The organism is Mycobacteroides chelonae CCUG 47445, assembly GCF_001632805.1.
Taxonomy (GTDB): domain Bacteria; phylum Actinomycetota; class Actinomycetes; order Mycobacteriales; family Mycobacteriaceae; genus Mycobacterium; species Mycobacterium chelonae.
The window spans coordinates 1,093,572-1,114,781 of sequence record NZ_CP007220.1; the positions used below are offsets into that span (position 1 = coordinate 1,093,572).

A 21,210-nucleotide genomic window follows, 5' to 3' on the forward strand; every position below is an offset into this window, starting at 1 on the left:
GGTCTAGTTTCGCAGACCCTTCACCAGGATCGCGCGGGTGTACAGCAGTGAGAAGCCCTGACGCTGGGTGTTCTGCTGAGATTTCGATCCGGGCTGTGTGGTGACCACGGCCAGATCCGCAGCGGCACTTGCGGCTTCGTGAAGCCGGGTGGTCAGCAGTGCTGACTGGATACCGCGCCGGCGATGTGGCGCGGCGGTCGCCGCGCCGTTGAGCTGGGCCACCCCGTCGAGGATGCGCATGCTTGCGCCGCCCGCCACAACGCCCTGCCGCAGGGCGATGTAGCGCCGCACACCCTCCGTCGTCGACAGTGCATCGATCGCACGGGAGAGCACCTCGCGGGGAAACGATTCGTGGGAGGCCACGCCCTGGTCATCGGGGACCGCGAACCCCTCGACGATGACGTCGAGCCAGCTGGCCAGCTCATCGACCCCGCTGTGGCGCACCGTGATGTCATCCGGGAGCACCGGCGCGGGGATATCGCGCAGCGTCAGGCCCAGCACGTCCTCGAACGACACCAGCAGGTAACCGCGCCGGGTCAGCAGCTCGCCGATCGCCGGATCGGCCAGGCTCGAGACCTCGGCCTGCACCGGGGTGTCGCGGTCGGCGAACATCTGCTCGACGGCCTCAAGCTCGGATGCGGTGGGCACGCCACCCCACCCGAGTCCGGCGATTTTGTTCATCGGTGAATCGGGTCCGGCATAGGACGCGACGCCCCCGGCCAGCGGTATCACGACACCGTCGTCACATCGCGCGGTTCCCGCGGCAATCGTGTCGGCTTCGGCGCGCTCAATGCGCGCGGCGGTATCGATGTCACAGAACACGCCGGTGATTGTGTCTGACAACCCGCCGGGGCCGCCACCGGTTATCTGCTGATGTGGCGCGCTGTTTCGGCGGTGGCCAGCTTGTCGGGATTGCGGATCGCGAAAACGTGCGCCACCTTGCCGTCCGTGATCGATACCGCCAGCACGGCGTCGAGGCGGCCTTCGCTGTAGATCAGCAGCGCGGGCGTGCTGTTGTACGTGCTCAGTTCCATGCGCACGTCGGGGAATGACGCGGCCGCCCGCGAAAGCCCGATGGCGACGCGCGCCACTCTGTCGGCCCCGTACACCGGCCGCCGCGCGGCACTGACCTTCCCGCCGCCGTCCGATGTCCACACCGCGTCGGGGGCGAGTATTTCCACCAGTGCGTCGACATCGCCGCCCGCGGCGGCCAGCAGGAACTTGGTGGTCAGTTCCTCGGTCTGCTGATCAGTAGGGGTGAACCGGCGCCGGCGCGACTGCACATGCTCGCGGGCGCGGTGCGCCATCTGGCGTACCGCGGACTCCGATTTGCATACCGTGGAGGCGATTTCGGCGTAGTCGAAGCCGAAGACCTCCCGCATGACAAACACGGCACGCTCATCCGGCGCCAGCGTTTCCAGCACCACCAGCATGGCCATGGACACCGACTCGGCCAGAACCACGTCGGTCGAGGCGTCGTCGGTGCTGCCGTCGAAGGTCACCCGCACCGGCTCCGGCAGCCATGGTCCCACGTACTCCTCGCGCCGACGGCTGTTGGCCCGCAAGGTGTTCAGTGATTGGCGGCTGACGATCCGCGCCAGATAGGCCTTGGTGTCGGTGACCGTGTTCAGGTCCACCTGCGCCCACCGCAGATAGCTCTCCTGCAGTACGTCGTCGGCTTCCGTTGCGGAACCCAGCATTTCGTACGCGATGGTGAACAGCAGCGGGCGCAGGTGGGTGAACAGCTCGGCATGGGCGGAGTCGGACACCGCTAGGCCTGCACCTTGAGGGCCTCGGCGCGCTTGCCGCCCTGGGGCCAGAAGTACCACGTGGGGTGTTTTGCGGCAGTTGCCAGGATGGAAAGCGTTCCGTTGCACACCATTTCCTTGATGGCGGCGCCTGCGCGCCCGCCCACATACAGCTTGCGGGGGGTGTCGTCGGTGTGGCCCAACTGGATGACGGCAGCGTTGCGCCCGATGCTGACATTCTGTCCGGTGAAGATTTGGCTCCGTGTCTCCGGCTGCAGACCATCGACCAGCGCCAACACCGTCTTGACGGCGCGGGCAGCCAGTGGTCCGGCGGCCTGGCAGCTCATCCGAAGCGGCACACCTGAGGGGCTGGCGGCGTCCCCGGCCGCGATGACGCGCGGGTTGTCCACGCTGACCAGCGTTTCGTCGGTGAGCAGCCTGCCCAGGGCATCTGTGCTCAGGCCGCTGTCGGCGGCCAGCTGTGGCACCCCGAATCCCGCGGTCCACACCGTGAGCGCGGTCGGCAGCACGCGTCCGTCGGACAGCGTCACCGAATCCTCGTCCACCCGCACCACCGTGGCGGGCACCAGCACCTCGACGCCCAGCTTGTCCAGTCGCTTGGCGGCCGCGCGTCGGGCCGGATCGCCGAGGGACGGCAACAGTTGTGTGCCGCAGATCAGCGTCACGCGGCGACCGGCCTCGGCTAGTTCTCCGGCCAGCTCGACGCCGGTCAGGCCCGCGCCGACGACCACGATCGGCGCGTCCGGCCCCAGCCTCTCGTACCGGGCCCGTACCTGCTGGGCGTGTTCGAACTCGTTGATGGACAACGCATGTTCTGCCACACCGGGGATGTCGGGGGTTGTGGTGGTACTTCCGACGGCGTAGACGAGGTAGTCGTACGGCAGCACCGTGCCGGAGGCGAGCTCCAGCTTCTGGGCACCGGCATCGATATGGGTGACCTTGTCGACCACGAGGCGGATGGCCGGGTTGAGCAGGGTGTCGTAGTCGGCGGTCGCGGTGCTGCTTCCGGCGACCAGCTGATGCAGCCGGATTCGTTCGACGAAGTGCGGCCGGGGGTTGACGAGGGTCACGGTCAGGTTCTTGTTGGCGAGCAATTGGTTGGCCGCCAGGGTTCCCGCGTAGCCTCCGCCGATCACGATCACTCGGGTGTTCTCGGTCATTTCGGTGACTTCCTTTCAGTCGCTGATGCCCTTAAGACACCGGCGCGACGAAATCTGTGACAGACCGTGACCGGGATCACTTTTGCGACCTACTTGGGCACCTGATACTTCGGGAACACACCCGTCGGTGCGGGCAGGCTCACACCGGGCTTGAGCCGCGTCCCGATCGCGGAGAAGTCCCGCTGATCTTCGGACTGGCCCAGCAGATCCAGCAGTTTGGCCGCGGACTCGGGCATCACCGGCTGCACCAGTAGCGCGACGATCCGCACCACCTCCAACGTGGTGTACAGCACGGTGCCGAACCGCAGCTGATCCTCGGCGCTGTCACTTTTGCCCAGCACCCAGGGCTCCTGCGCCGAGAAGTACCGGTTGCTCGCGCCCAGCACCTGCCAGATCGCCTCCAGCGCGAGATGCATCGCCGGCACCTCGAAATGGGTGCGGGCTTGTTCCAGCAGGCTATCCGCGGCGCTGAGTAGTTCCAGATCCTCGGGTGCGAAGTCGCCCGGTTCGGGCACGATGCCGTCGAGATTCTTGGCGACCATGGACAGCGATCGCTGTGCCAGGTTGCCCAGTTCGTTGGCCAGGTCGGCGTTGATCCGCCCGATCAGACCGTCCTCGGTGTAGCTGCCGTCCTGGCCGAAGGGAACCTCGCGCAGCAGGAAGTAGCGCACCTGGTCCAGTCCGAAGGTGTCGATGAGGTTGATCGGGTCGACCACATTGCCGATCGACTTACTCATCTTCTCGCCCTTGTTGGTCAGGAAGCCGTGTGCGAAAACCCGCTTGGGCAGTTCGATTCCGGCCGACATCAGAAATGCCGGCCAGTACACGGTGTGGAACCGGCTGATGTCCTTGCCGATCATGTGCAGATCGGCGGGCCAGTACCGCGTGAACGAGTCCGACGAGGTGTCGGGGAAGCCCACCCCCGTCAGATAGTTGGTGAGGGCGTCCACCCATACGTACATGACGTGTTCGGGGTGGTCGGGCACCGGCACACCCCAGTCGAACGTAGTGCGGGAGATGGACAGATCGCGCAGACCACCGGAGACGAAGCTGACGATCTCGTTGCGCCGCACTGCCGGGCCGATGAACTCCGGATGGGCCTCGTAATGCGCCAGCAGTTTGTCCTGGTAGTTCGACAGCCTGAAGAAGTAGGAATGTTCCTCAGTCCAGTCGACCGGGGTTCCCGTCGCGGTGGCTGTGCGGGTGCCGTCGGGGGCCACGGTGGTTTCGGCGTCGGTGTAATACGCCTCGTCACGCACCGAGTACCAGCCCGAGTAGGTGTCCAGATAGATGTCGCCGTTATCGGCCATCCGGCGCCAGATCGCCTTCGACGCCTCGTAGTGATCGGGGTCGGTGGTTCGGATGAACCGATCGAAGGAGATGTTGAGCTTGCGCTGCAACGCCTCGAACACGTCGGAGTTGCGCCGGGCCAGTTCCGCCGTCGGAATTCCGGCGGCTGCCGCCGTCTGCGCCACCTTCAAGCCGTGTTCGTCGGTACCGGTGAGGTAACGCACGTCGAAGCCGTCCAGCCGCTTGAAGCGGGCGACCGAATCGGTCGCGACGTACTCGTACGCGTGGCCGATGTGCGGCTCGCCGTTGGGGTACGCGATGGCGGTGGTGATGTAGAACGGATCCAATGATTCAGGCATGGTCTGAGCAACTTTATAGACTGGTGTTCTGATGACGCCCGGCAATAAGAGGCAAGCCCCGCCCAACCCTGAGCCGCTCGCGCCCCTCATCGATGCGCACACCCATCTGGATGCATGCGGCGCCGTCACGGACCAGGACGTGCGTGCCATCGTCGATCACGCGGAGTCCGTGGGTGTGGGACGTGTGGTGACAGTGGCCGATGACCTTGAGTCGGCGCGGTGGGCGGTGTCGGCCGCCGCGAGTGATCCGCGGGTGTACGCCGCCGTGGCGCTGCATCCCACCCGTGCCGGTGATCTCACCGACGGCGCGCGTGCGGAGTTGGAAAATCTGGCCGCACATCCCCGCGTCGTGGCCATCGGGGAGACCGGTTTGGATCTGTATTGGCCGGGCCGATTGGAGGGCTGCGCGGAGCCCTCGGTTCAACGCGAAGCATTTGCTTGGCATATCGAACTGGCTAAGCGGACGGGCAAGGCGCTGATGATTCACAACCGCGATGCCGACGTCGAAGTGCTCGATGTGCTGAAGTCCGAGGGCGCGCCGGCCACGGTTATCTTCCACTGCTTCTCATCGGATGCTGAGATGGCGAAGAGATGCGTCGCTGAGGGCTGGATCTTGAGCTTGTCGGGGACGGTGAGTTTCAAGAACGCGCATGCGCTTCGGGAGGCCGCCGCGCTCATTCCCGACGAACAACTGCTGGTAGAGACCGATGCCCCCTACCTGACTCCCCATCCGTATCGGGGTGCACCGAATGAGTCGTACTGTCTGCCGTACACCGTCCGGGCCCTCGCCGAGATAACCGGGCAACGCCCGGAGCGATTAGCGGCCGCGTCCACGGCGACGGCAGTAAGGGTGTTCAAGATGGTTGATGAGTTGCCTCGGCGCGATGCTTTCGTTACCGTGTCGTGATCAGATTGCCGGGTGGTGTCACCGTTGACTACCGGTATCGAGGCACCGAAACGAACGCAGGAATCTCCTACTCGTGAATGCACTGACGAAGCTCAACGCAACGCGATCGCCCTTGCTGCGCGCTCTTGTGGCCGCCCTGCTGGTGGTGATCGGCGCGGGCGGTGGCTACGCCATCGCTGCGCACAAGACTCTGACTCTCAACGTCGACGGGAACGCCATGACGGTCACGACCGTCAAGTCGCAGGTGTCCGAGGTCCTGGCCGACTACGGGTACGCGCTGACGGATCGTGACGATGTCGCTCCCGCCAAGCACGACGCGGTGCGCGATGGCGACACCATCGTGCTCAAGCGCTCGCGCCCGCTGGACATCTCCGTGGACGGGCAGGGCACCCAGCAGGTCTGGACCACCGCCAACACGGTGAACGACGCGCTGTCTCAGCTGTCCATGACCGACACCGCTCCGACCGCCGCCACACGTGGCAGCCGTCTCCCGTTGGAGGGCATGTCGCTGGCGGTGGTCAGTGCCAAGACCGTGCGCCTGAACGACGGCGGCGCGATCAGCACCCCGCGTATCGCCGCGCCCACCGTGGGAACGCTCCTGGAGGCCACCGGTAACCCGCTGCAGCAGTTCGACACCGTCGATCCCGCGCCGAGCACTCCCGTGACCGCCGATATGCCGATCACTGTGACGCGTATCCGCGTCAGCAAGGTGACCGAACAGGCTCCGTTGGCTCCGACTCCTCAGAAGATCGAAGACGCCGACATGAACATGAGCCGCTCGGTCGTCGAAGACCCGGGCGCTCCCGGTACCCAGGACATCGTGTACTCGGTGCTGACGGTCAATGGCCGCGAAACCGGGCGGATGCCGGTGTCCAACAACGTGCTGACCCCCGCCCGCGACTCGGTGCTGCGGGTTGGTGCCAAGCCGGGCACCGAGGTGCCCGCGGTGACCCGTGGCTCGGCGTGGGACGCCCTGGCTTCCTGTGAGGCCGGTGGCAACTGGGCCATCAACACGGGCAACGGCTTCTACGGCGGCGTGCAGTTCGATTACGGGACCTGGCTGGCCCACGGCGGCGCCAAGTACGCACCGCGTGCCGACCTCGCGACGCGTGAGGAACAGATCGCCATCGCCGAGAAGACGCTGGCTGTGCAGGGTTGGGGCGCTTGGCCGGTATGCAGCGCGAGGGTCGGTGCCCGCTGACCATCAGGCTGCTCGGCCGCACCGAGATCCGACAACTGGCCAAGGATCTCGATTTCCGACCGACGAAGACGCTGGGCCAGAACTTCGTTCACGACGCCAACACCATTCGCCGGATCGTGTCGGCATCGGGTGTCGGTAAGGGCGATCACGTCATCGAGGTGGGGCCCGGCCTGGGCTCACTGACGCTGGGGCTGCTGGACAAGGGCTGCGCGGTGACCGCGGTCGAGTTGGATCCGGTGTTGGCTCGACGCCTTCCGGCCACCGTCAAGGAACATTCGCACAGCGAGTTCAATCGGTTCTCGGTGATTCACCAAGACGTACTGAAGCTCACGCCCGCCGATATCACCGGGGATCCGCCGACGGCGATGGTGGCCAACCTGCCCTACAACGTCGCGGTGCCGGCGCTGCTGCGGATTCTGACCGAATTCGAGTCCGTGAAGACCATTTTGGTGATGGTCCAGTCCGAGGTGGCCGATCGGCTGACGGCGGAGCCGGGCTCGCGGATCTACGGTGTGCCGAGTGTCAAGGTGCGTTACTTCGGCAAGGTGAAGCGTCTCGGCACGGTGTCTCCTGCGGTGTTCTGGCCGATTCCGCGGGTGTACTCGGGTCTGGTGCGCATCGACCGCCATCCTGAGGCGATCTGGCCCTCTGATGCCGGGTTCCGTAAGGAGCTCTTCGACCTGATCGACATCTCATTTGCCCAGCGCCGCAAGACCTCTCGTAACGCTTTCGCGGAATGGGCGGGCTCGGGTGACGAGTCGGCACGCCGGCTGCTGGCCGCCAGCATCGATCCGGCGCGTCGCGGCGAGACCTTGGATGTGGCGGATTTCGCCCGGCTGCTGGAGCGTTCGGCGATCGTCTAGGTTTCTACTTGTCACCGAGGTTGGGCGGGTCGTCCATCATCGGGGTCTCCGCGATCACCGGGTATTGCCCGGTGTAGCCCACTCGCTCGCGGGCCAGCTGCATGACGCGTTCCTTGGATAGGTACCAGCCAATGATGAGCAGTGGCGTAAAGATTCCCAGAGCCACCAGGTTCCAATAGTTTTCGTAACACATGAGCACCAGCACCACCAGCAGGAAAATGAGCGTCGCGTACCCGGTGTAGGGGGCGCCGGGCATCTGGAACTTGCCGCGTCGCAAGATGCCCCGCTGTGTCCATTGGTACAGCCGCAGCTGACAGATGACGATGGTGGCCCACGAGGCGATGATTCCAAGTGCTGCCACATCCAGCGCGGTCTCGAACGCCTTGGCCGGGATGACCATGTTCATGAAGACGCCGACGACGGTGAAGCAAGCGGTGAGTGCGATGCCCGCGAAAGGGACGCCGTTGGATGACATGCGGGACAAGAGTTGCGGTGCACTGCCATTCATTGACATGGAACGCAGGATGCGGCCGGTGCTGTACAGGCCCGCGTTCAGGCTCGAGAGCGCGGCAGTGAGCACCACGAAGTTCATGATGTCCCCGGCGTAGGGCAGACCCACCCGGGAGAAGAACGTCACGAACGGGCTCTCACCCTCCTTGTAGAGGGTGTAGGGCAGCAGTAGTGCCAGCAGGATCAATGAGCCGACATAGAAGACGGCGATACGAATCACTACGGCGTTGATGGCCTTCGGCATGACCTTCTCGGGGTTTTCCGTCTCACCCGCCGCGGTGCCCACCAATTCCACTGAGGCATAGGCAAAGACCACACCGGAGGTGACCACTACCAGGGCCAATAGTCCGGTGGGGAAGAGTCCACCGTTGTCGGCGAGTATTGAAGGCCCGGTGGTGGCACCTTCGACGGTGAATCGTCCCGCCAAGAACACGATGCCGACGATCAAGAAGGCTACGAGTGCAACGACTTTGATAAGTGCCGCCCAGAACTCCATCTCGCCGAACAGCTTGACGCTGATCATGTTCATGGTGAGCACGATGACTAGGGCGATGAGTGCGATGGTCCACTGGGGAATGGCCTTGAAGGAGCCCCAGTAGTGCATGTAGAGGGCGATCGCGGTGACATCCACAATCGAGGTGGCCGCCCAGTTGACGAAGTACATCCAGCCGGCGACGTAAGCGGCTTTCTCCCCGAGGAATTCGCGCGCGTACGACACGAAAGACCCCGAAGACGGGCGGTGCAGCACCAGCTCGCCGAGGGCGCGCAGCATGAAGAAGACGAAGATGCCGCAGACGGCGTAGACGAGCCACAGGCTTGGCCCGGCCTCATGTAGACGTTTTCCGGCGCCCATGAACAGGCCGGTGCCGATGGCGCCGCCGATCCCGATCATCTGGACTTGGCGGTTCTTCAGGCCTTTGTGATATCCCTCGTCCTCGCGAGTGAGGGCGGACGTATCGTAATTAGCTGGAGATGCCATGGGGCGACGGTACCGGGGATTAGGTCATCGCGTGTGTCAAAAGTGTTATGAACTCCGTACATGTCGGATAGCGGCTTAACGGATCTTTGGCCATGGCCTTGGCGACGATCGAATCGAACGCTCGGGGGATGTCCTTATGGCGGTATGAGATCGGCCATGGAGTGGCGTTCAGGTGCAGGTCAGCGAGTCTCATCGCGGTGCGCGCGGTGAAGGGGGGTTTGCCGTCGAACAGTTCGACCGCGGTGCAGGCCAACGCATACTGGTCGGTGGCCGCTGTGACGGGTTGCCCACGCAGCACCTCGGGTGCCGCGTAGGGGAGGGATGTCTGCACGACGGGCCTGCGCGGCCCGGAGGCGAGGGTAAGTTCCTGCGCGATACCGAAATCGGTCAGTACGGCGCCGCCTGAGCGCCGACGCATGATGTTGGACGGCTTCACATCGCAATGCACCACCTGGGCGTCGTGGATATAGTCCAGCGCTCCGGCGATCTGCTGGAGGGTAGTTAGCTTTATGGGCATGATCCAGCTTTGATTTGTGCCCACCAAGTCTTTCGCCGAACCGCCGGTGAGCGCCTCCATGGCCAGCCAATCCTCACCGCGTTCGTAGACCGTGATGATGCGGGGGTGCGAAAACCGTTGGGCCAAATCAAATTCCCGATGCAAACGGTCGACACTCTCGGGATTTCGATGCCGTGGATCCAGTACCTTCAGGGCGACGTCCGGACCGTCATCGCGGTGCGCCAGGAAGACCTGTGCCGTCCCGCCACGGCCCGCCACAGCATCGATGACGTAGCCATGGAATTCGCCACCCGGTACCGGCATGCACCGAGGGTGTCACGAGTAGCCCAGCGTGGTGGCGGATTTCGTCCTACTACGCGTGTCTGGGGAACTCTGTGGTCACCGGATCTGGTCCCGCGCCGACAGGCGCTGGGGGAGGCGGTACCGAACCTGCCGGCTGCGGTGTCCTCGGCGGCGGCAGGGGACGGGTGCGCACATTCAGCGGCCACCAGAACCAGCGGCCCAGCAGGGTCGCGATGGCTGGTGTCATGAACGACCGCACCACCAGGGTGTCGAAGAGCAGACCCAGACCGATGGTGGTACCCACCTGTCCGATGATCGTCAGATCGCTAATGGCCATGGCCATCATGGTGAAGGCGAAGACCAGGCCGGCGGAGGTCACCACACTGCCGGTGCCGCCCATCGCCCGGATCATGCCCGTCTTCAACCCGCCCGGTAGTTCTTCCTTGAGCCGGGACACCAGCAGCAGGTTGTAGTCGGAGCCCACGGCGAGCAGCACGATGATCGCCATTTGCATGACCATCCAGTGCAATTCCTGCCCCAGGATGTACTGCCAGATGATGACCGACAGGCCGAATGACGCGCCCAGGGACAGCAACACGGTGCCGACGATCACCAGCGAGGCCACGAAGCTTCGCGTGATGAGCAGCATGATCAGGAAGATCAGGCACAGCGCGGAGATGCCGGCGATCATCAGGTCGTATCGGGCGCCGTCGGACATGTCCTTGAATGTCGCTGCGGTGCCACCCAATTCGATCTTGGCGTCCTCAAGGGGAGTGCCCTTGACAGCTTCGATCGCGGCCAGCTTGATGGGCTCGATGTGTGAAAGTCCTTCGGGCGACGTCGGATCACCGCGATGCGAGATGATCATGCGCAGCGTCTTGCCGTCGGGGGACAGGAACATCTTGAGGCCGCGCTTGAAGTCCGGGTTGTCGAAGATCTCCGGCGGCAGGTAGAACGAGTCATCGTTCTTGGCCTTGTCGAAGGCCTTGCCCATGGCGGTCGAGTCCTTGCTCATCTCGTCCATCTGGTTGTACATGCCGCCCATGGTGCTGTACATCGTCAGCATCATGTTTTGCATGGATTCCATGAGCGGGATCATGTCCCGCATATCGGCAACCATCTGGGGCATGATGACGTCCATCTTCTCCATCGAGAGGACCATGCCGTCCATGTTCTCGGTGAGCTCATCGATCTTGTCGAGCACCTCGAAGATCGATCGGAACGCCTGGCAGACCGGGATATCGAAGCAGTGCTTCTCCCAATAGAAGTAGTTCTTGATGGGGCGGAAGAAGTCGTCGAAGTTCTCGAGGCTGTCCCGCATGTCGTGGATGGTGCCCTGCAGGGTGTGCATCTCGACGATCATCTGGTGCATCACGCCGGTGAGCTCGGTCATGTTGGCCAGCATCTTTTTCATGGTGTTCACCATGAGGCCCATTTGGTCGGCCTGGACCTTCATATCGGCCATCCGGTCCTTCATCAGCTTCATGTTCTGAACCTGGCCGACGCCCTGGGCGCTGATGAGGAAGGGGATGGAGCTGTGCTCGATCGGGGTGCCCTGGGGGCGCGTAATAGCTTGCACGCGTGCGATTCCCGGCACCTTGTAGACCGCCTTGGCCAGCTTGTCGATCACCAGGAAGTCCGCGGAGTTCCGCATATCGTGATCTGACTCCAGCACCAGCATTTCCGGGTTCATCCGGGCCGGGTCGAAGTGCCGGTCGGCGGCTTGGAAGCCCTGGTTCGCGGGGATGTCCTTGGGTATGTACTTCTTGTCGTCGTAGCTGGTCTGGTAGCCGGGAAGCGCGGCCAGTCCGATGATCGCGATCGCCATCGATGCAGCCAGGATCGGGCCCGGCCAGCGGGTGATCGCGGCGCCGATGCGACGCCAGGTTCGAATTCGCATGGCGCGCTTGGGCTCGAACAGGCCGAAGCGGCTTCCAATGGTGATCAGCGACGGTCCCAGGGTGAGGGCCACGGCCACGGCCGTCAGAACCGCGACGGCACAGGGCACGCCCAGGGTCTGGAAGTAGGGCATGCGGGTGAAGCTCAGGCAGTACATGGCGCCGGCGATCGTCGATCCCGTGCCCAAGATGACATGTGCTGTGCCATGGAACATGTCGTAGTACGAGGCTTCGCTATCCAGCCCCTTCACCCGGGCTTCCTGATATCGCCCGATGAGGAAGATGGCGTAGTCGGTTCCCGCCGCGATGACCAGCACCACAAGGAGATTCACCGCGAAGGTGGACAGTCCGATGATGTGGTTGTCGCCGAGCACCGAGATCACTCCGCGTGCGGCACCCAACTGGATGCCCACCATAAGCAGCACCAACAGCACGGTGAAGAACGATCGATAGAAGAACGCCAGCATCACGATGATGACGATGAACGTCAGCCCGGTGATCTTGATCATGCTGCTGTCGCCGGCGTGGGCCAAGTCGGTCTGCAGGGCGGCGGGCCCGGTGACGTAGACCTTGAGTCCGTCCGGCATCGGCTTGGGGTTGCCCTGCGCGTCGGTGGTCAGTTTCTTGATGATGGCGCGGACGGACTCGATCGATTCATTCGCGAGCGTTTCGCCCATGTCCCCGGCCAGGTTCAGCTGTACGTAGGTGGCCTTGCCGTCGGTGCTCTGGGCGCCGGACTCGGTGAGCGGATCGCCCCAGAAGTCCTGCACGTGCTGAACGTGTTTGGTGTCGGCGCGCAGCTGCGTCACCATTTCGTCGTAGAACTTGTGTGCGCCGGGGCCCAGCGGTTGGTCGCCCTCGAGCACGATCATGGCCGCGCTGTTGGAGTCCGACTCCTGGAAGAGCCGTCCCATGTTCTTCATGGCCTTCATCGACGGCGCGTCGTTGGGGCTCAGCGAAACGGTGTTCTCTTGGCCTACCTGTTCCAGCTGAGGTGCCGAGAGAGCGAGGATGACGACGACTGCCACCCATGCGATGACGATGGGAACCGACAGGCGCCGAATCCATTTGGCGATGAATGTGGGCTCGCCGTTGGCGTGTGCCCCGCTCATGCGGACTTCACAAAGCAGTAGACGTAGGCGCTCACCTCGTTGGTATACCTCTCGTCTTTTATCTCGCCATTGGCCGTGATGCGGCAGCCCAGTCCGTCAGCATTGCGGGTTTGAGCCAGGATGTTGCCCGTCATCGACGGTGCCGTCGTGACGATCTCAATCGACCACGGTAGCGTCGCCCCGTTGATCTGGTGGGGCTCCCCTTCCTTGTCGATGTAGTTGATGTCGGCGATGGTTCCGGGCGGGCCGAAGATGTCGTAGACCACGTGCTTGGGCTTGGAGTTGTTTTTGTCGTCGGTCATGCTGCCGGCGTAGGTGGGCAGCTGGTGAGAGCCGAAGATGCCGCGAATGCGCCATACCGCAAAACCCGCGATGGCCAGGACAAGCACCATGACCACCGGGATCCACGCCCGCTTCAATGCGCTGAGAATCGCAGGACCCCTTCACCCGTGTGCTGTCGAACAGATCGATTACCGGAAAGTGCATGAAGCGTTCACGTATAACGCATAGCGTGTGCGTTACAGGCAACCTACCAGCGGGTAAGTGCGCCCGCAAGTCACACGCCGTGCGTTATCTTGAGGTGGATGACACATCTGGGTTTCCGGCGCGCACGTTCGGAGGAGAACAAGCGTCAACGTGCGGCAACGATCGTGGAAGCGGCGCGCTCGCTGGCGCTGGAGTCCGGTGTCGCGTCGGTCACTCTCACGGGTTTGGCCAATCGTGCGGGTGTCCATCACTCCGCGGTGCGCCGCTACTTCAGCTCCCATAAAGAGGTGCTGCTGAGGCTCTCGACAGAAGGTATGGCCGCGTTGGCCGAATCCGTGTGCTCGGCACTGGACGGCTCGCAGGAACGGTCGCCCGCAGACGTCGGTGCCGTGCTGTCGCGTGCTCTCATCGAGGCGCCGCTGTTCTGCGATCTGCTGGGCAGCCATTATCTGCACCTTGAGCACGAGGTGGAACTCGGCCAGGTCCGGGAGGCTCAGCGCGTCAACCAGGCGGCGGCGATGACGATGGTCGATGCGATAGAACGCGCGGTGCCGGAGCTGGACCGCAACAGCGCGCTCGACATCGTCACTTCGGCCTTCGCGCTCTCCGGAATGCTGTGGCAGTTCACTCATCCCCCCGAGGGGCTTGAGCACGATTTCAAGGAAGAGCCGGGCTTTCCGCAAGACTGGGACACGGATTTCGCCAGCACGCTCACGCGGCTGCTCACCGCCACCTGCATCGGCGCCGCGAAAACGCCTTAACCCAGGCGCTTTTCGAACCAGTGGTGTGCGTACTTCTCGTCGTTGAACGCGGCGACCTCGCCGTAATCCGCCGAGCGGTACATCGCGATCGCTTCGGTAAGCGCCCGGTTGGTGTCCAGGCGAATCGTGCGGGCGCCGTGGGTGATCGCCCGCTGCTCGAGCTCGGCGAGAATGCGCTTCCCGAGCCCGATGCCGCGGACATTGGGGGAGATCCACACTCGTTTGATTTCGGCCGTTTCGATGATGCCGCCGGCGTTCCTGAGCAGCTTGAGCCCACCGCAGCCGACGGGCTCTTCGTGCAGAGTTGCGACGAGGAACAGGCCGGCGGGAGCGCAGAGTTCGGCATCGCCGGCGGGGAGCGTCAGTGCGGGATCAAACCCGCCGGCGAACCTGGCCGAGATCTCCTCGAAGTAGGCGCGAATGCAATACCGGGCCTCCGGGGAGCGGGTGTCCATGACGGCGATCTGAACCTGCGAGGCCACAAAGAGTCGTTCGACTTCGGCCATGGCATCGGCGAGCCGTTGCCGCTGATTGATGCTGAGCGGCTCCAGGATTGAACGCGCCAGGTCGTCCGAGCGGCGATCCAGCTCGGCGAGTTCGGTGTGCCCGGCGGGTGTCAGGCGCGCGGTGCGCACCCGGGTGTCGCCGTCCGCGGCGCTCACCTCGATGAGCCCTCCGCCTTCCAGGGCGCGCAACAGCCGACTCAGGTACCCCGAGTCCAGTCCCAGGCGGGCGCGTAGCTCGCGGATGTCGCATCCCCCCGAGAGTCCGGAACCGTTGGCGCCGATCTCCCACAACACCCGCGACTGCCCCAGCGGGCGGTCCCGGGTGAGGTATTCGCTCTCGAGGACGCCTATTCGTTGGGTGACGGTTCTGTTGAAGCTGCGCAGCCCGTCGACCAGGGCATCGGTCATTTACCTGACTTTAGTCAGATAAAGCCGCGATGTCTTCGTTGTTCGACGGGTCACGGCCAAGTGCGCCGCCAGAACGTACCCTCATGGGCGTGTCCGAGACCGTCTCCGATTGGGTGCCCACCGGCGCGGTGACCGTTCGGGCGCCCGGCAAGGTCAACCTGTACCTCGCCGTCGGCGACCTGCGGGAGGACGGCTATCACGAGCTGACCACCGTTTTCCATGCGGTGTCACTGGCCGACGACGTCACGGTTCGGGATGCCGACGTGCTGTCGGTCGACGTCGTCGGGCAGGGCGAGGGAACGGTCCCCACCGACGAGCGCAACCTTGCCTGGCGGGCTGCCGAGCTCTTCGCCGACCATGTGGGCCGCGCCCCCGACGTGTCGATCTTCATCAACAAGGACATACCGGTCGCGGGCGGAATGGCCGGCGGATCCGCCGATGCGGCCGCGGTGCTGGTCGCGATGAACGAGCTTTGGCGCGCCGGTGTGCCGCGCCGCGATCTGCACCAGCTGGCCGCGCGGCTGGGCAGTGATGTCCCGTTCGCATTGCACGGGGGAACAGCCCTGGGCACGGGCCGGGGCGAGCAGCTGGCCACGGTTTTGGCGCGCAACGTCTTTCACTGGGTGTTCGCGTTCGCCGACGGGGGTTTGTCGACACCCGATGTGTTCCGGGAGATTGACCGGCTGCGTGAGAACGGCGATCCGCCGCGGCTCGACGAGTCCGACGAACTACTCGGGGCGCTCGCTGCCGGGGACGCACGCCGACTGGCGCCGCTACTGGGCAATGAGCTGCAGGCCGCTGCGGTGAGTCTCAATCCGGGGCTGCGGCGCACGCTCCGGGCAGGGGAGTCCGCGGGCGCCCTCGCCGGAATCGTGTCCGGTTCCGGCCCCACGTGTGCGTTCTTGTGCACCTCGGCCGACGATGCGGTGCAGGTGGGTGCCGAACTCGCGGGCGCCGGCGTGTGCCGGACCGTCCGGGTGGCCAGCGGGCCCGTGCATGGCGCGCAGGTCATCCAGGGCCGCAGCGACGGCTAGACACGCCGAACAATGCGACACGCCGAACGGCCAGATCACAGTGGGTTTTGACGGCGATTAAGAAAAGCCTAAGATGCTACGGGATCGTACGAAGGCATCCGGACTGTCACCTGAACGATATGAATCCGCTGCTAACGGCCCCGCGCGCGCCTACCGCGCGTCGCGGCAGCTGTGGCGGACCATCCGATAAGGACGCGTGACTCGCCCAACAGGCCTAGGCCAGGAGGAACTGTGAGCAGGTTTACCGACGAGCTCTACGCCAATGCGCTGTCCAGCAGCAAGGGCATGGTCACCGGCGAACCCGATACTCCCGTTCGGCACACCTGGAAGCAGGTCCACGAGCGCGCCAAGCAGCTCGCCGGTGGTCTGGCCGCCGCGGGTCTCGGGCCTGACGATGCGATCGGCATGTTGGTGGGTATGCCCGTCGAGATCGCCCCGGCGATCCAGGCGGTGTGGATGCGTGGTGCCTCGCTGACGATGCTGCACCAGCCGACTCCACGCACCGACCTCGCGGTGTGGGCCGAGGACACCCTCAAGGTTGTCGACATGATCGGCGCCAAGGCCGTCATCGTGTCCGCGCCGTTCGACGCCGCCGCGCCGGTACTGGAGGAGAAGGGCGTCATCGTCGTCCAGATCAAGGATCTGTGGGATGCCGATGCGATCGAGCCCCTGGATGTCGACGAGGATGCCGTCGCGCTCATGCAGCTGACCTCGGGGTCGACTGGTTCCCCGAAGGCAGTCAAGATCACCCACCGCAACCTGTACGCCAACGCGCACGGCATGTACGTCGCCTCCAAGTACAAGCCCGAGTCCGACGTGATGGTCAGCTGGTTGCCGCTGTTCCACGATATGGGCATGGTCGGCTTCCTCACGGTGCCGATGTTCTTCGGTGCCGAGCTGGTGAAGATCACCCCGATGGACTTCATGCGCGACGTTTTGTTGTGGAGCAGGCTGATTGATAAGTACAAGGGCACCATGACGGCCGCCCCGAACTTCGCCTACTCGCTATTCGCCAAGCGGCTACGCAACCAGGCGAAGCCGGGCGACTTCGACCTCTCGACCCTGCGATTCGTGCTTTCCGGCGCCGAGCCGGTGGATCCGGCCGTGGTCCACGACCTGTGCGATGCCGGAAAGCCGTTTGGTTTCAAGCCCTCCGCGATGGTTCCTGCCTACGGCATGGCAGAAACCGCCTTGGCCGTGTCCTTCTCGGAGGTCGAGGCTTCCGGTCTCATCGTCGACGAGGTTGACGCCGACCTGTTGGCCGCGCTGCGCCGCGCCGTTCCCGCCACCCGCGGAAATCTGCGCCACCTGGCGACACTCGGCCCGCTGCTACCCGGCATCGAGGCGCGTGTCATCGATGAGGACTTGAATGTGCTGCCCCCGCGCGGCGTCGGCGTCATCGAGTTGCGGGGCGAGTCGGTGACCCCCGGTTACGTCACCATGGGCGGATTCCTGGCGGCGCAGGACGAAAACGGTTGGTACAACACGGGCGATCTCGGTTACCTGACCGAGCGTGGGCACGTGGTGGTCTGCGGTCGCGTCAAGGACGTCATCATCATGGCGGGCCGCAACATCTACCCGACCGATATCGAACGTGCGGCCGGCCGCGTCGAGGGTGTGCGGCCCGGTTGTGCGGTCGCCGTGCGACTGGAAGCCGGGGTGGATCCCAAGAATCAGCGCGAGACCTTCGCGGTTGTGGTGGAGTCCAACGCATTCGAGAATGCGGATGAGGTTCGCCGGATCGAGCAGCAGGTCGCGCACGAGGTCGTTGCCGAGGTTGATGTGCGGCCGCGCAATGTCGTGGTGCTCGGACCGGGCAGCATTCCGAAGACCCCGTCGGGCAAGCTGCGCCGCTCGACGTCGGTGGCCCTCGTCATCTAGGTGCCGTTAGCGTCGCGCACGTGATCCGAGTCGTTCCGCGAGTACCGCGGCGCCCTCACCGGTCAGGTATGTGAGCATTCGTGGCCTGCCGGCCAGTACCGATGTGAGTGCGGCGGCTGGGCCTTGCACGACAGGGCCCGACCTTCCGTGAGCCCAGCGGGCGTCTGTCGCGCGCAACTGGAGCCCACGTGCGGTGAAGTACGCGGGGACAAACGGATTCGGCAGCCCCACTTGCGTGTTGAGCACCTTGACGAGAATGCCCGTGGGTATCGACGAGGTGCGGTCGAGCGCGAACAGGATGTCCAGTTCGTGGACCACGTGATCGCCCAGGAGCAGGCTGCGCGGAAACACCTTGCCGATTCCGGTGGGTCGGTTGATGAACCCGCGATAATCGTCCAGGAGTTCCTCGGGCGAGCGATCGGCGGCCAGACACCTTGCCGTCCTGGTGTTTTCTCGGTCGAAGGACCGCTGTCGGACCACTCCCGCGGTGATGCCTCGTACCGAGGCGCTGCATCCAATCACTAGATGCGCCAACACCTCGTGGTTCGACCACTCGGTACAGAGGCTGGGGCCCAGCCAGTCCGTCTGGCTGAGATCCGCCACGGCATCGAGGAATCTCGCGTCATTGACGCGAAGGATGTCAGCGCGCGACATGGAGGTGCTCTCGAAGAAACAGGGTTTGGTCGGCCAGCGCACGCTCCAGCACCGGTGGCTGGTAGATATCGAAATGGCCTGATTCGTAGTGGAATTCGACGCCGTGGGGCGCGCGACGCGCCACCAGCTCGGCGTAGCGGGGATTCATCAGTTCCTCGCGGTCGCAGACGCAGACCAGTAGCGGTGCGGTAATTCTCCGTGCGCGACGCAGGGCAGAGGTGAATACCAGTGTGGACGCGTCGGCGGCCGCCATCCGGTTGTCGAACTCATGGCCGGGTGGGCAGGTGGACTCCCAGCCGGCCAGGGCGCCATCGGTGCTCACCAATGCTGAGCCTCCCGGCGGCCCCGCAATCGGCACGTACCGTCTCGGCCGACCGAATGCCTTGCGCAGCAGATCTTCGATGATTGGGAGGCCGAGCCGCAGCATCGACCAGAGGCTGGAAGTGCGCGCGGCCCCGGGCCCGTGCACGATGGGGCACTGGATGACCGCTGCGGCGATATCGTCACGACCGGCGGCCACCAGCGTCACGTGCATGGCGCCGAGGCTGGTGCCCCACAACGCGATGCGATCGCCATCGATATCCGGGTGGTTCTGCAGGAACGCGATGGCCGACTCGACATCGTGGCGTTGCTTTCGCATTGAGAATTGTTGGCGAGGTAAACCTCCGGAGGCGCCCGTGTAGCGGTAGTCGAATGCCAACGTGGCGATTCCGGCCGACGCGAAGTGCCTCTCGTACTGCGGCAGCATCATGTCGTGGGTGGCGCCCAGGCCGTGCACTAGTACAACCGCGGGACGGCGCCCGGGTTCGGCGGGACGGGTGAGCCACCCGGCGCATCGAACGCCCGCCGATGAGAATCCGACACGTTCGGTAGTGGACGGCGTCATGAGGTCGCTCCCTGGGTTTCTATAGGTACGATGTACGTATAGATTGAGACTGCAATACGTACGATGTACTTGTCAAGGGAGGTCGATGAAAGCGCGCTTCACCAGGGATGAGATAGCCGCTACCGCACTGGAACTCGTGGATGCCAAGGGGTTGGCTGCGCTGAGTATGCGATCGCTGGCGACGGCGCTGGGCACCGGGCCGATGACGCTCTACAACTATGTCGACGATAAGGAAGGACTGGAGGAGCTGGTGGTGACGGCGGTGATGGCCGCCGTGCCGACACCCAGGTCATCTACCGATTGGCGCGTCGACGTCGAACGGATCGCACGGGGCATCTGGACTGCGGTACGTAAGCACCCGGCGGCCATCCCGTTGGTGCTCACACGTCGAATGTCCTCGCCCGCCGGTTTCGCGGTGATCGATGCACTTATTGCGGCACTTGGCCGCGCTGGGCTTGACGAGGAGAGTCGGCTGGCCGCGTTCCGGGCGGTGCTGGGGTTCGCGCTTGGCTCCGCGCAGGCCGGCCTGGGGGATGACAGCAGCGGAGCCGCGACTCGGATCGGCGGGGTCGCCGGTGATGTCTATCCGAACGTGGCGGCCCTGGCGGACGTGGCACGGCGAACCAGTGCGGCTAAAGAATTCGAGCTCGGCATCATGATGCTTCTCGATGGCATCGCGATGCGTAAGCGCTGATTACTCGAACGGAACGGGTGGCATCCTGACCACCTGAGCGGCATAGCTCAGTCCGGCGCCGTATCCGATGAGCAGGGCCAGATCGCCCGGCTTGGCGGCGCCGGTGGACAGCAGGCCCTCCATGGCCAACGGGACCGAAGCGGCAGAGGTGTTGCCCGTGTGCTCGATGTCGTTGGCGATCACCGCATCCGAACGCAGGTGCAGGTTCTTGGCCAGCAGTTCGTTGATCCGGCTGTTGGCCTGGTGTGGGACGAAGACGTCGATATCCTCCGGGCCCACCTTGGCTGCTTCCAGGGCGCGCTGGCCCACCTTGCCCATTTCGAATGCGGCCCAACGGAATACCGAGGTGCCCTCGATGCGCAGGTAGGGGCGCGGGCCCTCCGGGTCGGGTGCTGCCGCGAAGTCCATCCAGTCGATGTCCTGACGAATGGCGTTGGCCTGGCTGCCATCACTGCCCCATACCGTGGGACCGATGCCCTGTTCGGCGGTCTCGCCGACGACAACCGCGCCGGCCCCGTCGCCGAAGATGAAGCAGTTGCCGCGATCGGTCATATCCAGCGCGGGGGAGAGCTTTTCAGAGCCGATGACCAGCACCTTGCTGGCGCTGCCACCACGGATCATGTCGCCCGCCACGCCCACCGCGTATCCGAACCCTGCGCAGCCGGCGGACAGGTCGAATGCCGGAACACCCTGGGCCCCCAGCGCGGTGGCGACGGCTGGGGCAGACGCCGGCGTCTGCAGGTAGTGCGTGCTGGTGGCGAGGATCACCGCGTCGATCTCGGCGCCGGTGAGCAGTGCGTTGGCGATGGCCTTACGTCCGGCTTCGATGGCCAGAGTCTGGGCGGATTCTTCCTCGGCAGCGAACCGACGGGTCTTAATGCCGGTGCGGGTGTAGATCCACTCGTCCGAGGACTCGATGCGCTCGCAGATCTCTTCATTGGTGACGACGCGTTCGGGACGGTATGCCCCCAGGCTGAGCAGGCCGATCTTGTTGATGCCGGTGATCTCCGCGATGTCGGTCATGAGGAGACCATAGCGGGGCCGCCCGGATGT

At 64.5% G+C, this 21,210-nt stretch carries 19 protein-coding genes; 7 read left to right on the forward strand and 12 right to left on the reverse strand.

Translation table 11 applies throughout. The features are described 5' to 3' along the window. Nucleotides 1-3: 3 nt before the first annotated feature. From BB28_RS05390 to metG, 4 genes are all read right to left on the reverse strand, one after another. Nucleotides 4-822: a GNAT family N-acetyltransferase gene (locus tag BB28_RS05390; RefSeq protein ID WP_046252751.1), complete on the reverse strand. Its 819-nt coding sequence runs from the start codon at nucleotides 820-822 to the stop codon at nucleotides 4-6. A 41-nt stretch (nucleotides 823-863) separates the two neighbouring features. Continuing rightward, nucleotides 864-1,769 carry an RNA polymerase sigma-70 factor gene (locus BB28_RS05395; protein ID WP_046252752.1) on the reverse strand — a complete coding sequence of 302 codons (906 nt, stop codon included), beginning with the start codon at nucleotides 1,767-1,769 and terminating at the stop codon, nucleotides 864-866. A gap of 2 nt (nucleotides 1,770-1,771) precedes the next feature. Beyond that, the gene (locus BB28_RS05400; RefSeq protein ID WP_046252753.1) at nucleotides 1,772-2,929 is read right to left on the reverse strand and encodes an NAD(P)/FAD-dependent oxidoreductase; all 1,158 of its coding nucleotides are present in this window, start codon (nucleotides 2,927-2,929) and stop codon (nucleotides 1,772-1,774) included. 89 nt (nucleotides 2,930-3,018) lie between these two features. Further along, nucleotides 3,019-4,728: a methionine--tRNA ligase gene (gene metG / locus BB28_RS05405; protein WP_318278466.1), complete on the reverse strand. Its 1,710-nt coding sequence runs from the start codon at nucleotides 4,726-4,728 to the stop codon at nucleotides 3,019-3,021. On the opposite strand from metG, the gene BB28_RS05410 reads away from it, so the two are divergent. The 3 genes from BB28_RS05410 to rsmA all read left to right on the forward strand — a co-directional run bounded on the left by BB28_RS05410 (nucleotide 4,610) and on the right by rsmA (nucleotide 7,549). Continuing rightward, nucleotides 4,610-5,485, forward strand: a complete 876-nt coding sequence (locus BB28_RS05410) for a TatD family hydrolase (RefSeq protein ID WP_046252755.1) — start codon at nucleotides 4,610-4,612, stop codon at nucleotides 5,483-5,485. The genes metG and BB28_RS05410 overlap by 119 nt on opposite strands. A 73-nt stretch (nucleotides 5,486-5,558) precedes the next feature. Continuing rightward, nucleotides 5,559-6,686 (forward strand): resuscitation-promoting factor, encoded by a 1,128-nt coding sequence (locus tag BB28_RS05415; RefSeq protein ID WP_046252756.1) that lies wholly within the window; start codon nucleotides 5,559-5,561, stop codon nucleotides 6,684-6,686. Then, nucleotides 6,659-7,549: a 16S rRNA (adenine(1518)-N(6)/adenine(1519)-N(6))-dimethyltransferase RsmA gene (gene rsmA / locus BB28_RS05420; protein WP_030094561.1), complete on the forward strand. Its 891-nt coding sequence runs from the start codon at nucleotides 6,659-6,661 to the stop codon at nucleotides 7,547-7,549. The genes BB28_RS05415 and rsmA overlap by 28 nt, the downstream gene beginning before the upstream one ends. 4 nt (nucleotides 7,550-7,553) lie before the next feature. Here rsmA and BB28_RS05425 read toward each other — a convergent pair whose 3' ends face one another. From BB28_RS05425 to BB28_RS05440, 4 genes are read right to left on the reverse strand one after another with little or no spacing between them, the layout of a single operon-like run. Then, nucleotides 7,554-9,038: an amino acid permease gene (locus BB28_RS05425; RefSeq protein ID WP_030094562.1), complete on the reverse strand. Its 1,485-nt coding sequence runs from the start codon at nucleotides 9,036-9,038 to the stop codon at nucleotides 7,554-7,556. Nucleotides 9,039-9,057: 19 nt separating this feature from the next. Further along, nucleotides 9,058-9,858 carry a serine/threonine-protein kinase gene (locus BB28_RS05430; RefSeq protein WP_046252757.1) on the reverse strand — a complete coding sequence of 267 codons (801 nt, stop codon included), beginning with the start codon at nucleotides 9,856-9,858 and terminating at the stop codon, nucleotides 9,058-9,060. A 49-nt stretch (nucleotides 9,859-9,907) separates the two neighbouring features. Continuing rightward, complete coding sequence (locus tag BB28_RS05435) at nucleotides 9,908-12,847, reverse strand: MMPL/RND family transporter (protein ID WP_044104209.1); 2,940 nt, start codon at nucleotides 12,845-12,847, stop codon at nucleotides 9,908-9,910. Beyond that, the gene (locus tag BB28_RS05440) at nucleotides 12,844-13,266 is read right to left on the reverse strand and encodes an MmpS family transport accessory protein (RefSeq protein ID WP_109365295.1); all 423 of its coding nucleotides are present in this window, start codon (nucleotides 13,264-13,266) and stop codon (nucleotides 12,844-12,846) included. Before BB28_RS05440 ends, BB28_RS05435 begins: the two co-directional genes overlap by 4 nt. A 165-nt stretch (nucleotides 13,267-13,431) precedes the next feature. Between BB28_RS05440 and BB28_RS05445 the strand changes: the two genes are divergently transcribed. Then, the gene (locus tag BB28_RS05445; protein ID WP_046252758.1) at nucleotides 13,432-14,094 is read left to right on the forward strand and encodes a TetR/AcrR family transcriptional regulator; all 663 of its coding nucleotides are present in this window, start codon (nucleotides 13,432-13,434) and stop codon (nucleotides 14,092-14,094) included. Here BB28_RS05445 and BB28_RS05450 read toward each other — a convergent pair. Continuing rightward, complete coding sequence (locus BB28_RS05450; protein WP_046252759.1) at nucleotides 14,091-15,008, reverse strand: bifunctional helix-turn-helix transcriptional regulator/GNAT family N-acetyltransferase; 918 nt, start codon at nucleotides 15,006-15,008, stop codon at nucleotides 14,091-14,093. The genes BB28_RS05445 and BB28_RS05450 overlap by 4 nt on opposite strands. An 83-nt stretch (nucleotides 15,009-15,091) precedes the next feature. Between BB28_RS05450 and BB28_RS05455 the strand changes: the two genes are divergently transcribed. Further along, nucleotides 15,092-16,042 (forward strand): 4-(cytidine 5'-diphospho)-2-C-methyl-D-erythritol kinase, encoded by a 951-nt coding sequence (locus BB28_RS05455; protein WP_046252760.1) that lies wholly within the window; start codon nucleotides 15,092-15,094, stop codon nucleotides 16,040-16,042. A 231-nt stretch (nucleotides 16,043-16,273) separates the two neighbouring features. After that, nucleotides 16,274-17,923 carry a fatty acyl-AMP ligase gene (locus BB28_RS05460; protein ID WP_046252761.1) on the forward strand — a complete coding sequence of 550 codons (1,650 nt, stop codon included), beginning with the start codon at nucleotides 16,274-16,276 and terminating at the stop codon, nucleotides 17,921-17,923. 6 nt (nucleotides 17,924-17,929) lie between these two features. Here BB28_RS05460 and BB28_RS05465 read toward each other — a convergent pair whose 3' ends face one another. After that, nucleotides 17,930-18,577 (reverse strand): maleylpyruvate isomerase family mycothiol-dependent enzyme, encoded by a 648-nt coding sequence (locus tag BB28_RS05465; RefSeq protein ID WP_030094569.1) that lies wholly within the window; start codon nucleotides 18,575-18,577, stop codon nucleotides 17,930-17,932. Next, on the reverse strand, nucleotides 18,564-19,463 hold the full coding sequence (locus BB28_RS05470; protein ID WP_046252762.1) for an alpha/beta hydrolase: 900 nt from the start codon (nucleotides 19,461-19,463) through the stop codon (nucleotides 18,564-18,566). Before BB28_RS05470 ends, BB28_RS05465 begins: the two co-directional genes overlap by 14 nt. Before the next feature lie 85 nt (nucleotides 19,464-19,548). On the opposite strand from BB28_RS05470, the gene BB28_RS05475 reads away from it, so the two are divergent. Continuing rightward, nucleotides 19,549-20,157, forward strand: a complete 609-nt coding sequence (locus tag BB28_RS05475) for a TetR/AcrR family transcriptional regulator (protein WP_046252763.1) — start codon at nucleotides 19,549-19,551, stop codon at nucleotides 20,155-20,157. Here the strand turns inward: BB28_RS05475 and BB28_RS05480 are convergent, their stop codons facing one another. Then, on the reverse strand, nucleotides 20,158-21,180 hold the full coding sequence (locus BB28_RS05480) for a beta-ketoacyl-ACP synthase III (RefSeq protein ID WP_046252764.1): 1,023 nt from the start codon (nucleotides 21,178-21,180) through the stop codon (nucleotides 20,158-20,160). Nucleotides 21,181-21,210: the final 30 nt, after the last annotated feature.

What these genes read in the sequence shown, in the direction of transcription:
- BB28_RS05400 (WP_046252753.1), bottom strand. Translation starts at nt 2,929, where the DNA reads ATGACCGAGAACACCCGAGTGATCGTGATCGGCGGAGGCTACGCGGGA.
- BB28_RS05410 (WP_046252755.1), top strand. Translation starts at nt 4,610, where the DNA reads ATGACGCCCGGCAATAAGAGGCAAGCCCCGCCCAACCCTGAGCCGCTC.
- metG (WP_318278466.1), bottom strand. Translation starts at nt 4,728, where the DNA reads ATGGCACGCACGTCCTGGTCCGTGACGGCGCCGCATGCATCCAGATGG.
- rsmA (WP_030094561.1), top strand. Translation starts at nt 6,659, where the DNA reads ATGCAGCGCGAGGGTCGGTGCCCGCTGACCATCAGGCTGCTCGGCCGC.
- BB28_RS05425 (WP_030094562.1), bottom strand. Translation starts at nt 9,038, where the DNA reads ATGGCATCTCCAGCTAATTACGATACGTCCGCCCTCACTCGCGAGGAC.
- BB28_RS05430 (WP_046252757.1), bottom strand. Translation starts at nt 9,858, where the DNA reads ATGCCGGTACCGGGTGGCGAATTCCATGGCTACGTCATCGATGCTGTG.
- BB28_RS05435 (WP_044104209.1), bottom strand. Translation starts at nt 12,847, where the DNA reads ATGAGCGGGGCACACGCCAACGGCGAGCCCACATTCATCGCCAAATGG.
- BB28_RS05445 (WP_046252758.1), top strand. Translation starts at nt 13,432, where the DNA reads ATGACACATCTGGGTTTCCGGCGCGCACGTTCGGAGGAGAACAAGCGT.
- BB28_RS05450 (WP_046252759.1), bottom strand. Translation starts at nt 15,008, where the DNA reads ATGACCGATGCCCTGGTCGACGGGCTGCGCAGCTTCAACAGAACCGTC.
- BB28_RS05455 (WP_046252760.1), top strand. Translation starts at nt 15,092, where the DNA reads ATGGGCGTGTCCGAGACCGTCTCCGATTGGGTGCCCACCGGCGCGGTG.
- BB28_RS05465 (WP_030094569.1), bottom strand. Translation starts at nt 18,577, where the DNA reads ATGTCGCGCGCTGACATCCTTCGCGTCAATGACGCGAGATTCCTCGAT.
- BB28_RS05470 (WP_046252762.1), bottom strand. Translation starts at nt 19,463, where the DNA reads ATGACGCCGTCCACTACCGAACGTGTCGGATTCTCATCGGCGGGCGTT.
- BB28_RS05475 (WP_046252763.1), top strand. Translation starts at nt 19,549, where the DNA reads ATGAAAGCGCGCTTCACCAGGGATGAGATAGCCGCTACCGCACTGGAA.
- BB28_RS05480 (WP_046252764.1), bottom strand. Translation starts at nt 21,180, where the DNA reads ATGACCGACATCGCGGAGATCACCGGCATCAACAAGATCGGCCTGCTC.